This is a genomic window from Dyadobacter sp. LHD-138 (assembly GCF_030929615.1).
Classification (GTDB): Bacteria; Bacteroidota; Bacteroidia; order Cytophagales; family Spirosomataceae; genus Dyadobacter.
The window spans coordinates 41,746-54,169 of the sequence record NZ_JAVFVU010000003.1 but is presented as its reverse complement, the minus strand read 5'-3'; the positions used below and the strand labels follow the sequence as shown (position 1 = coordinate 54,169).

The 12,424-nt window shown below is 43.5% G+C and carries 9 protein-coding genes; 5 read left to right on the top strand and 4 right to left on the bottom strand.

Going from position 1 to position 12,424, the window contains the following annotated elements; all coding sequences use genetic code 11:
* Positions 1-35: 35 nt before the first annotated feature.
* The gene (locus RB622_RS01810; protein ID WP_308044778.1) at positions 36-638 is read right to left on the bottom strand and encodes a sigma-70 family RNA polymerase sigma factor; all 603 of its coding nucleotides are present in this window, start codon (positions 636-638) and stop codon (positions 36-38) included.
* Positions 639-994: 356 nt separating this feature from the next.
* On the opposite strand from RB622_RS01810, the gene RB622_RS01805 reads away from it, so the two are divergent.
* Positions 995-2,683: a hypothetical protein gene (locus tag RB622_RS01805; protein WP_308044777.1), complete on the top strand. Its 1,689-nt coding sequence runs from the start codon at positions 995-997 to the stop codon at positions 2,681-2,683.
* A gap of 1 nt (position 2,684) precedes the next feature.
* On the opposite strand, the gene RB622_RS01800 is transcribed toward RB622_RS01805, so the two are convergent.
* Both RB622_RS01800 and RB622_RS01795 read right to left on the bottom strand, forming a co-directional pair.
* The gene (locus RB622_RS01800; RefSeq protein ID WP_308044776.1) at positions 2,685-6,356 is read right to left on the bottom strand and encodes a glycosyltransferase family 2 protein; all 3,672 of its coding nucleotides are present in this window, start codon (positions 6,354-6,356) and stop codon (positions 2,685-2,687) included.
* Positions 6,353-7,630, bottom strand: a complete 1,278-nt coding sequence (locus RB622_RS01795) for a glycoside hydrolase family 2 TIM barrel-domain containing protein (protein ID WP_308044775.1) — start codon at positions 7,628-7,630, stop codon at positions 6,353-6,355. Before RB622_RS01795 ends, RB622_RS01800 begins: the two co-directional genes overlap by 4 nt.
* A 283-nt stretch (positions 7,631-7,913) precedes the next feature.
* On the opposite strand from RB622_RS01795, the gene RB622_RS01790 reads away from it, so the two are divergent.
* Positions 7,914-8,696 (top strand): helix-turn-helix domain-containing protein, encoded by a 783-nt coding sequence (locus RB622_RS01790; protein WP_308044774.1) that lies wholly within the window; start codon positions 7,914-7,916, stop codon positions 8,694-8,696.
* 64 nt (positions 8,697-8,760) lie between these two features.
* Entirely contained in the window at positions 8,761-9,303 is a 543-nt protein-coding gene (locus tag RB622_RS01785; RefSeq protein ID WP_308044773.1) for a dihydrofolate reductase family protein, read from the top strand.
* 121 nt (positions 9,304-9,424) lie between these two features.
* Here RB622_RS01785 and RB622_RS01780 read toward each other — a convergent pair whose 3' ends face one another.
* Entirely contained in the window at positions 9,425-10,063 is a 639-nt protein-coding gene (locus RB622_RS01780; protein ID WP_308044772.1) for an outer membrane beta-barrel protein, read from the bottom strand.
* 523 nt (positions 10,064-10,586) lie between these two features.
* On the opposite strand from RB622_RS01780, the gene RB622_RS01775 reads away from it, so the two are divergent.
* A complete protein-coding gene (locus RB622_RS01775; RefSeq protein WP_308044771.1) occupies positions 10,587-11,192 on the top strand; it encodes a sigma-70 family RNA polymerase sigma factor in 606 nt (201 codons plus the stop codon).
* Positions 11,193-11,261: 69 nt separating this feature from the next.
* Entirely contained in the window at positions 11,262-12,341 is a 1,080-nt protein-coding gene (locus RB622_RS01770) for a FecR family protein (RefSeq protein ID WP_308044770.1), read from the top strand.
* Positions 12,342-12,424: the final 83 nt, after the last annotated feature.

Below are 12,424 nucleotides of genomic sequence, written 5' to 3'. Positions count from 1 at the left end.
AATCAAAAAAAATCTTTTTCTTCAAAATGACGTGCTCAAAGCATGAAATCGATGATCATTGCCAGTAGAATGGTTTTGTATTTCCAGTATTCCCGTAGCTTCTGAATACCATAATGCAGATAATTGGCAACTGCCTGTCGCTGTAATCCCATGACAGCGGCAATTTCTTCATGTGAAAGGTCTTCATAATACTTCAGGTATAATGCTTCCCGCTGTCTTTTGGGCAGCAGTTCAATTCCATTTACAAGACGGCTGTTGTTTAGCGCCTCGGTTTCGTCCGTGATCCATTTTAATTCCGGGGTACTGTCATTTGAGACTTGCTCCTCGTCTGCAGAAAGATTGGAAAATCTGGATTGTTTTTTAAGACGCGCAATCAGATTATTACGTAATGATTGGAAAAGATAGGGTTTGATTGAAATAATATGATCCAGTTTTTCCCTCTTTTCCCAGATTTCCAGAAACAGATCCTGGATGCAATCCTTGATGAGGCCTTTGTCCGGAGAGAACCGGGTACCGTAATGATAAAGAGAGGTGAAGTTGTGATCTACCAGATCGCCAAAGGCAGTTTTATCCCCTGCGCAGAACTGTAACCAGCGCTCGGACAAATAAGTATCATGTAAATATTCTTTTTGTTTCACGCAAATCCGGTATAAAACTCCGCATTGATCCGTTAAAATTCACTTTACATTATGCAAATATTTCTTGCAATCGGAATGTAAATAAGCAGGTTCCCCTTTTGGTAACTGTCCTGCACTGTCTTGTTTTGGAAAAAAGTGGTTGTAGTGTTGTTCACCGGGTTGTCCTATTTGCCGCTCTGTCTCATGGGCAATCGGAGCATTGCATGCATCGCCAGTCAATATTTGGAATAATATTGCAGATGAAAATATCCGTTGGGGTTAATTAAACGCCTCAGATTTATGATATTTATCGAAAAAGCCTTAAAATGTGTCACCGAGGCATTTTTTGCGGCGGGCAAACTTTTCGTGGATTTTAAATGAATTACAAAAAACGCTTATTTTTCATTGGAGGACTGATCATACTCGGCCTGATTGTTTTCAAAGCCAGAGATTTTCTTTTAGTAGATAATACAGGGCAAAGTGCTGTTGATCATGATTTTAAAGAACCTGTTCTGGGGATATTTGACCGTTCCGGTAAGTTATCAAATTATTCCGTGGATTCATTGGCGCATGTTTGCATTACGCTGGATAAATCAGCTAACCACGACACACTGCAAAAACTGGCAGCTGCGATGGCTTCCCTGCACGACGTTATGATCACGATTAAAATGCAGTCCGGCTCGAAGGACTTTGTGTTGAAGGAAGTCGCGAAGGGCGAATTTGATGAAATTTTGAAATTGTTTGGTGCGGTAATTGCGCGTCATCAGCAGCATGTATTTGTCCGGTGGAACCCGGAAATGGAAGTGCCGGTTAAGCTTTATGAATGGCAGTATCAGTCTCCCGATAATTATATCGAAGCATTTAAACACTTTTCCGGTGTTTGTAAAAAATACTCCCCCAATGTCAGTATCGTTTGGGGCCCTGCAGGTTATCCGGGTACAGAGGAATATTGGCCGGGTAAGGAAGCCGTGGATTTGGTGAGTGTGACATTAAATAGCAAATCAGAGGGCTTGGCAATGGCATATCCAATCGAACGCGATTTGAAAACCTCGATAAAAAGGAAAATACACCGGGTCAGATTTATGAATAAACCCGTTTTGATCCTGGGGGCTGAAAAACAGAACCCTTTATCGAAAACAGCCATTGCGAGGGCTCTAATGGAAATGAAAAATGATGCACCGACGATTTACGGCACGGCCGAAATGGATGAGTCGGGAAGACTGCCTTCTTTAGTGTCCAAGCCCGTTATCGGTGTTTATGACCCTAAATTGTTACTGGTTTCATCACCCGCTGTGCGGACGGAACATGTTTTTATTGACCTGCGGCATATCCAGGAGGGAACATTTCAAAAGGATTTCGATGCAGTCATCAAGCGTGATCACGATATCATTGTAAGCTTTGAACCCTGGCGTGACCAAAAAGTAAGGAAGGATACCAACGTATTGCAAAACACCATCCAGGGTATTTATGATAAAGAATTCGAGGAATTATATCGCATTCTTGCTTCTTCAAAAAGAACAGTTTATCTCCGTTTTGCCCATGAAATGGAGATTCCGATTCACCGGTATGCGTGGCAAAGTCAAGATCCGGTGCTTTACATCAAAGCATTTCGTTATTTCATGAACTTCAACAAGTCGAATCGCGGCAATATTAAAAAAGTCTGGGGGCCGGCAGGCGACCGTGGTTCGATGGAGTGGTGGCCGGGCAAGGACGTGGTGGATTTTGTAAGCGTTGCTATTTATGGCTTGCCGGATAAAAACATAACGGATCCGACAAAACAGGAATCCTTCGAAACCATTTATAACCGAAAATTCAACAGGATTCGCCTGGGAGGAAAGCCTGTTTTTATAACGGAATTCGGCGTTAAAGGCCCGGAAGATTACAAAAAGCGATGGATGGAAAATGCGGCTGGCGTTATCAATAACCACAAGGAAATCGCGGGCGTTTGTTACTTCAACCTGGCTGATAACCCCGAAGTCTGGGGGGATATTCCCGCCCCGGACTGGAGTATCAAAAGGGAGACGTTCAACCATTTTATCCAAACGCTGACCGTAGATAAGCATTAATTTATTCGATATTTTCTGTCATGGTGAGTGGCGTATTGAGCGTCGATTTACAGGTGGCAATAATCGTTTTGTCTTTGATCACATAGAGATGAAGCCGGTATTGAGCGGCATTTTTTGGAATCTTCAAGGTCAGACGGGGGCCATTGCCAACCTCATTTAAAGCAATCGGATTGCCGAATCCATCTGTCCGGATCAGTTTCCATTCGTACTTAAGACCGGAAGCCGATGAACTTGCCAGCATCCATTGGCCATTTTTCCTGACCAAAGCATTGTAGACAAGTTCTGCTCCTGCAAATGTACCTGCCGCGGGTTTCAGTATTTTCACAAGCGGAACACCCGGAAGTGCCCCGGTAGTATTCCATTTGTTTTTTAACTTTAAGAAAGACAGCTTTTTACGGCCCGTGAAGTCTTTTATCCCGTCCAGTTGCACCTTGTCCGTCAATTGTTCATCCTGCCAGTTTGATATGAATACGCCGACATGGGTATTGGTCAATTTTTCATAATCCGCAACTTCGGTATAACTTATGAAATAGGGTACATTTAACTTTTTCAGCTGCGCAGCGGAAACAGGCCGGTCTTTCACAAGCAATCCGAAAGCGTCAATCTGAGGTACAATATCGTTGAGCCTTTTTACCACGTAAGGCAGGTCATCCGTTGCTGCTACATCCACGGTTACCGGCCGGTTAGGATCTGTTTTTTTTATGTTGTCAATAAGTTCACGGAGCCACAAGAGGTAAGCGTCCTGCTGGTAAATTAATTCAGGTTTACGGTAGTTGTTTTGCAACGCCTGTATGACCGGATTTCCAATATTCCACGCCGTTATGTTTTTGTCGTCTTTATGATCCTTGATTGTGTTTAAAATTTCAGATGTCATTTCGTCAAGTTGATCCGTATCTTTTCTGAAATCAATATCCGAAGGAATCCAAAAACCGTAATGAATTTTCATATCAGCCTCATTGGCAGACTTTAAAATGTTGCGGTCGTAAATTCCGGGGCCATAATGTTTAAGGGTATTAACCCCCAGTGCTTTCATTTCTGCGAGATCACTGGTCAATTCGTCTTTCGTGAAAACACGCAGGCTTTTAGTCCAGTCTTGCCCCTTGGTGTAATTGATTCCTTTAACGTGCTGAAAACTGACTTTGATCTTTTCTTTGGTGGGCGGATTTTGAGCCAGGGGAGCTTTTGTCAAAAGCGTCGGAGTTTCGCCACGGTCGCTGAATGGTTTTTGCCCTAAGTATTTTCTTAAATCATCACCTGAAATGCTGCCGATGGGGCCGCCGGACAGAACAATTCCCTCAATTGGAATGGAAACTTTTTTCGCATCGGCCAGCGTATTTCTTAGCCAGAATTTATCCGGGCTGGTTGAAACCGGTTGCACGATCATGAGGGGCAATCCCAAACCGGCAAGCGATTTTTGCCTTAAAAAATCTCCGGGTAACGATACTGCGATCCAGTCAACATATTGTTTTCCGGGAAAATAGTGTTCCGAATTTTCGTTTTGCGGCGCCTGCCATACCCGGATTAGGTTGTAGACGCCATGATTTTCAAGAAAATCAAAGACATATTTCCAGGCTGCTTTAAACTCGGCAGGCTGCGACTTATTCGCCAATTCAGTTTCAAAGCGAATGTAAACAGGCCGTCTCAACGAGCGGATCCGATCAGAAAAAATAGTAAGATATGCATCGTGCTGCCCATCGATGACGCGACGGGCGAGATTGGTTTCCGTCTCAATTGAGTTTTTCGATTGGGAATGTAAATTTTTGTCCAGACGCCACGTGATCAAAGGTATGGAACCGTTGGCATAGATCGAATCCATACTTTGAAGGGCATTCGATGGGTTTTCCAGATTTTCTCCCCAGGGTAAATCAAGTGCTATAAGGTCAAATCCGACCTTCTGGCTCGTTTGAAATACGCGGATATCTTTTGTTAAATCGCCGGGATTTTTATTTTCGTTCAGATGAGTTCCCAATAAAAAAGGAGCATTTTTATCGGCAGCTTTTAAATTTGGACTTTCAATGTCATTTCCGGCATTATTAAAATAGACCAGCGTACACAATAGCATTGTGCTGATCAGCAAGGCCATTGATCGGACTCCCGCATAAATACGGCGGCGAAGAATCCAGAAATATCCTTTGAATTCGCGAATCCGTTTCATTGAATCGCTTAGCAGCTTGTATCGTAAGCCCCATTTTTGTACGTGATGCTGCCGACTTGCCGCCATGACAAAAACCATAAAAAAGCAGTTCATCGAGGCAAATCCGGCTATGGCCAGATTGTAGGGATTCCAGTCTGTCGACAGTCCATACGAAATCGCGGTCAGGGATAAAATCAGGATGACCGCGTTGGGCACGTTAAGGATCCAGCTGGTATCTTCATTTCCTTCCTTTGGTGTAGGTACGTAAGGGACTTTTTTGCGAAGGATTGTATAAACGAGGCCGGTAATAAATATCCACCAGGTCCCGATCATCAACAGCCCGCCGACGACGTGAAACCCTCTTTCTTCGTCCTCCATCACCCACCACTGCACGTAATGCCGGATCAGTATGATCGCGGCGGAAAGTGGTAATAACACCAGTCCAAATTCAAACAGGTTGAGGTATACCGGACTTTCGTTGAAGAATAAAGCGATAACGGGAATAAGAAAATTGATCAGAAATATGAGGCCTGAAACATAATGCAGCGGTATAAACGCATAATGAAGCTTCTGCTGCCAGGTAAATTGTTTAAAAAGTTTTGGGTAAGCAATGACCAGTAAATCAAAAACGCCTCTCGACCATTTCAATTGCTGCTGATAATAAGCCGACAAGGTAGAGGGAACCAATCCCCGCGCCAGTACGGCGGGAACATAAACGGATTTCCAGCCTTTGGCATGAAGGTGCATGGACGTATGCATATCTTCCGCCAGTCCGGCCGCGTGTCCGCCGATCGATTCAAGGGCCGTTCGCCTGAAAGTACAATTGGCGCCGATCGCCTGAACGGTTCCGTACTTGTTCATGGTCATCATCATTGGCCCATAAAACTGGTAGGTTTGCTGGGCAGCGCCTTTGGCGATCAGGCCTTCGTTGTGGTTTTTATAGGCCTGCACAATCTGGACAAAGCCAACTTCAGGATTATTAAAATGAGATACAATGGGGTCGAGGAAGTCGGGAAAGGGCACGTGATCCGGGTCAAGCACTACACACAATTCTCCGTCCGACTGGCCCAGCGCATTGTTGATATTACCCGCTTTGGCATTAATTTTGAGTGTTCTCGTGACATGATAAACCCCGAGCTGCTTGCATAATTCCCGTAAGTAAGGATCGTCGGCTTCGTCGCAGAGATAGGTCTTATGGGGATACGTGATTGCCTGAAGTGCCGTTAATGTTTCTTCAATCATCTGAATCGGCTCGCCCGCGCAGAAGGTGGTGAAAATATCGACGCTATAAGTTTTGGTAAGCGGAGGTGTTTTGGGGACCGTGATAAAAAAATAGTGCGTCCACTCATGCAGTATTTTCAACCCGCCAAAAACGAATGTCGTCACCAGCATCCAATACAAAACCGCGTTGCCTCTGACAGCATGCGACAACACGGTATCCAGAAAAAACCACATCGAAACCAGGCCAAGAAATATCATCAGGCGCAGCGTTATGAGTTCTGTTTTCGTGGGAGGTTTTACGGTAATTGTTTTTTTCATTTGGCACTCACGACATAGAATGGTGTATTACAGGAAGCAAAATGCCCGTTCTCATCATAAATGGTCGCGAAAAGGCGATACGGACCTTCCTGGGACGGTGCGGTAAAACGGATCTTCAAACTATTTTCTGACAGAATCAAGTCTTTCAATGGTTTAAGTTTTTGCGTACTGTTCTCATTATTTTTTTTGTACCAATCCTCCCGGAAAATGTTCCAGCGTATTTTTTTTATATTTTCAGTATTGCTAAACAAGAGCACTTCCGCCGAGGCTGCCGCATTGGTGTTCAGAATGATATTGTCCCTTGCACCTTTTTCATTCAAAAGCATGTATTGAATATCGGGGTATTTCTCATCTGGTTTTTTTCCGGTCCATATCCATTGCATCGTACCAACGGCTTCGGAAGCTGCACCCGTTTCGTCAAAAATGCTGAACCAGGTGTGTGTTGTTTCCTGTTTGTTTCCCCAGAAAAATACCGATGCGCCAAGAAACCTTGGATCGTCGAACGGCATATTTTTTTGATATCGTTCTTTATAAATTTCAGCCTTTTTCTTGCTTGTGTCTTCAATATAGGCCCCCCAGGCCGTTTGCTCGGTGTCCTTCCAGGGACCATTAATTCCCCATTCCAGCAACATATAGGGGCCACTCCAAAACCATGTGATATCTTTCAGTTCTTCACGAAGCTGTGGTAACCTGCTGAAAATATTGAATGAAATAACATCAACATCGCAGCGCATTGTCAGATTGAAAATGTATTTTGTATTGAAATTAAGAACGGTGGTTGTCACAGGATGATCCGGATCGTCGCGGTGAATCATGTCCGTTAGCTCATTAAAGGCTTGATAGAACGAATAAAATGAGAGCCGGTAAGGGAAGTCAAGCTCGTTTCCCACACACCACATCAGCAGGGCAGGATGATTTTTGTATTTATTCACGATTGCCGTGAATGCCTGATGCTGGGATTTTACTTTCGCAGGATTCGGGTAAAATGTATGATCATTGTTATTAACAACCGGAAGGCCAGCGATAACCGTCAGGTTGTTTTGGGCGGCGCTATCCAGAATGGCACCGAGGTGTGTGGTGTCCCAGGTTCTGATCGTATTGCCACCGCAGTCGCTTAGTGTTTTGAAATGCGAATCGCCGCTGGCACTTTTTATTTGAAACGGTTTTCCGTCCCTGTAGACGGTATATTTTCCGTTAAGCTTCTCAATATGTACTTTACCGTTCCGGAAACTTTTGTCTCCGTCTTTGCAAGCACTGAATACTATCGTGAGCAATAGCAAAGAATATAATTTTAAAAAAAATAGAGCTTGGATTCGAAAAACCACCAGACGGACGATGCTTATATAAGTTAAAACTTTTTTAAAAATAGGAAAGATTTTTCAGTCAAAGTAACCGATGTGCAATTTTAAATCATTGTGCAACCTGAAAAAAGTTCACTATCATATCATTGGCTATTTTATCTGTATCATTTTTAATAGTCGAATCATCGACCAGACCTTTGGATGCGAGTAGCTATTTTACACAGTAGATTTTGGAAACATTTCATATTTTTGTCCTATGCGGATTCAATTGTATGATATTCAGCCACAATTACGAGCCTATGTAAAGGTAATATGTTGCATGGAATGCGACGGCGATGCAGACTGGAATCAGATCCGTGTGTTGCCCGATACTTGTGTAGAATTGTTTCTCAACTACACCAGCGGTCCGGTGGCTGTTATTGATAAGGTGCTTTATAATCGCAGCATTATCTCTTTTCGCATGAGCCGCCCTGTGGATGTTCAGATGCGTAAAGGTTCGGGATGTCTGGCTATCTGTTTTCATCCGGGAATGGCTTATCCATTTTTTCACAGGCCGATGCATTTGTTTAAGGATGCAACAATAAATCTCTCCGGCTTATGGAACGAAATGACTTCGGAACTTGAAGAGAAGCTGGCAAACCTTTCTGACAATGAAGCGCGTGTGGCTATGGTACAGGAATTTTTGCTGCGCCAATTGGCAACGGGCAAACAGGATTTGCAGGTGGCCTACTGCCTGAATCAGGCGCAGCTTTCTGGCGGCAAAATATCTGTAGGTAAGCTGGTTCATGAAACAGGCATTAGCCAGCGCCAGCTGTCAAGACGATTTCAGCAAAGTATTGGCTTATCTCCAAAAGAATACCTGGGTGTTTGCAGGTTTGTATCTTCACTTCGCTATCTGACAAAATATCCTCAGATCTCACTGACGGAAGTCGCTTACCTAAGCGGATACTATGATCAGGCCCATTTTATACGTGACTATAAGGTATACACAGGTCATCCGCCGGGCGAAGTTGCAACCGCGAAACATATTTTATTCTGATGTCCGTTTTGTACAATTCGGGCAAATGGAATACGTTTAGATTTGCCCTAAAAATAACAAAAACATGCGAAAATTAATTTTAGGGCTGGCTATCACATTAGACGGATACATTGAAGGCCCCAATGGAGAATTTGACTGGTGTTTTACGGATCAGGATTATGGTTTGAACGAGTTCTTTACCGAAATTGATGCCATCTTCATTGGCCGTAAAAGTTATGAAGTTGCACAGCAATTTGCCGAAAGCAGTAGCGGGGAAGCGATTTTGAGTATGCCGCCATTGACGGAATACGTTTTTTCTACAACTTTAAAATCCGTAAAAACAGGGGCTGTCCTCATTTCAAAGGATGCGATGGCAGAAGCGCGCAAAATTAAGGAACAACCTGGTAAAGATATCTGGCTATACGGCGGGGCTTTTCTTACCGAGGCGCTGATGAATGAAGGTCTTGTCGACGAGTTATGGCTATCCGTGCATCCAATACTGCTTGGTGGTGGCAGACGATTGTTTGGCCAATCCAACGACCGCATTCAGCTTACACTCTTAAACAGCAAAACCTATGCGACAGGTTTGGTATCGCTCCGGTACAGTATCAAAAAGGATGGGAACTAGTATTGGCCATGTTCAAAAATAATGAAATGCTTTTAGAGAGTATCAGGGACCAGCACCAGCGCTTCCAGGCGCTGGTAGGTTTTGTACGAGAGGTCTTCCTGAAACCTTATCGTATCATAAATTACAGTGTAAACATCAGTTGTGCATTAAAACCTAGCCGATAAGCGCGCATGTGAATACCCGAAGGAGGGATTGCATAGCTGAAAGTTGGCTGTGCAATAAGTGATAGATGCGGAGAAAATTGGTAAACTACTCCTGCCCCGACCATGGGCGATACCCGTGAAGTATTCCGATCGGATTTAAAAATAGCGGTTCCCATGTCAGGAATATCCACACGACTTGTCGTGCCGAAATTCCATAATGCCCCTGCAGAAAAATAGGGCGATAATTTTCTTTCAGATGTCTGAAAATTGACCATGACAGGAATGGAGAAATTATGTGACCGGCCAAGGGAAGCAGATGTCTTTGATCTGGACTGACTGAACCACAATCCGGTTGATGCGGACCATTTTTTGGAAAGAGAATATCTTCCGTTCAAGCCGATCCAATAACCCTTCGGTGATGATTCTGATTTGAACTCCTGGGGAGATAATGTGCCGCTACCGTTATAATCGGGGAGTATGACGGTTGTTGAGGTTTTGGTATGCCCGTAAAACGGAGCTACAATAGCGGAAAATGCGAACTTACGCTGGGCGAAAGTGGCTGACGAGGAAAAAAAGAATCCAGCCAGAATCATTAAGGTAATACATATTGATCTCATTATTTCTCTTTGTTAACGGGTTTGTTTTTTGTTGTGGAAACTTGATCACGGCCTTAATTTTCAGGACACTTTTATTTTTAAGATACGCTTTAAACAGTGAAGTTGTTTAAGCTTATGGATAATCCCGAAGGGATGATATTATTGTAGAAAAAAGCAAGCAAACATTCAGGTTTTAACCCTGAAAGGGTGACATAACTATTTCAGAAATCAAATTTACAACGCCCCAAAGATAAGTTTAGACAACTTCAGTGCAAGTAAGTTTATGTAGCCATTAATTTACTACAAAAATATAATAAAGTGGTAAATAAATAGCATTATGCCAATTTATTTACCACTTTATTAGAAAAAGACTATTTGGGATTCAGGAGTTATCACCCAGTTGACTGAGCAAATGGACGAAATGTCTATCAATAGAACAGATTTTACTGATTTTGGATTATATCTCCGAGGATTGAGAATAAAAATTATTAAATTTGTTCAATAATGATTCATTGTTTCAGTTCCTGGAAAAGACTCCTCCGATATGTCATTGCAACCCGAATTATCAGATAGTGCTTTGTGGGAAGCGGTCCGCGCGGGTGATGCCGAGGCTTTTACGGGTATGATCAAGCGATATTCCAGATTCCTTATCGGCTATGGAAGAAAGCTTACCAACGATCAGGAATTGGTAAAAGACTGTATCCAGGATCTATTTGCCGATATCTGGCTCTATCGGAGCAACCTGTCACCGAGTGCCGCTGTGCATACCTATCTGCTGGTTTCGTTGCGGCGAAAAATACATCGTTCGACGAGAGGTAATGATTATATCCAGTTTAAAGAGTCCGAGGCGGATGATTATCCTTTTATGGTCACCTTTTCCGTACAGGATCAATGGCTTCAGTCGGAAACGGAGCATCAGCAACTTTTGCAACTTAACCATGTTATTAATGCGCTTCCTGAGCGGCAGAAGGAAGTTTTGTATCTAAAGTTTTATCAAAATCTGGATCATTACGAAATTGCCGAATTGCTTGACATACAGTATCAATCCGTATCCAACCTCGTCCAGCGCGCCCTGGCTCATCTGCGTAAAAACTGGCGTGAAGAATTTACCCCGCTGTTGTTTTTTATGTTATCTGCTGATTTTTTGTAAAAATATCTTTTGTCAGGTGAGTACATGCCTGAAACTGCTGACTCTCTCTACATAGAAACTTCTAATGCTATGTCGAATCCATTACCTATTGATCTTAATTATCTGTTATCTGATTCCACCTTTCGGCGATGGGTGTATGCGGGAGGTGTATCTGATGAGGGGTTCGACTGGGCCGAATGGATTAAGCAAAATCCGGACAAAACAGAACTGGTGAAACAGGCAACGGCAATCCTGAAGGCGACTCATCTGGATGAATCGGTCAATGATAAAGAGCTTGACGAAATAGTGACAGGAAGCTGGGATAGAATTGCCGGGCGGGAATCAAAGCATGCGCGACGCCTGAATTCGTTCTGGTGGAGCGCTGCTGCGGCCGCGGTGATTCTTATGGTCATCTCTTACGCATGGAAAAACAAGCTTTCTGTGTTTGAAACCAGTCAGGTTACTGCTTACCGGGATGTGCCGGATTCCTGGATTAAGAATAAAAATACAGGTACAAATGCGAAACTGATCATTCTTTCGGATAGCAGTTCGGTCATGCTGTTTCCAGGAAGTACGCTTTCTTATCCGAAATCTTTCGAACAGGATACCCGGGAAGTAAGCCTGCGCGGTGCAGCCTTTTTTGAAATAGCGAAACAAAAACAACATCCTTTTCTGGTTCAGGCAAATGGTCTGATGACCCGGGTGACCGGTACCAGTTTTAGCGTACGCGCCTTTAACCAAGAGCCTAATGTGCAGGTTATTGTAAAAACAGGTCATGTAACAGTTTATGCTGACCGGGAAACATACAAAGAACCAGGCAAAGACGCCGTAACGCTGAGAGCCGAGCAACAGGCGGTGTTTAGCAAACAACAATCCACAATTACCCAGGGGGTGGCCCTTGCCTCTGCCAGCATCTTTATCACACAGCATACCTCCTTCAATTTTACGGATATACCCGTAGCGGCCTTATTGGACTCCATAGCGCATACATACGGACTAAATATTAGTTATGATGCGAAAAAACTCAAGAAATGTGTGTTGACAACCGCTTTGAATGATTTGCCTTTGCAGGGGAAATTGAAAATTATCTGCAAAGCGTTGGGTGACCAGGTCCAATATCAGTTAACCGATAAACAAATCCTGATCACAGGCCTTCCGGGCTGCAATTAAATTTATTTCCTAATCCCTTTCCTTTTTCAATGAAGTAAACAAAATGATTCCATAGCAAGAACCTGCCCCCCACATTAATTTCC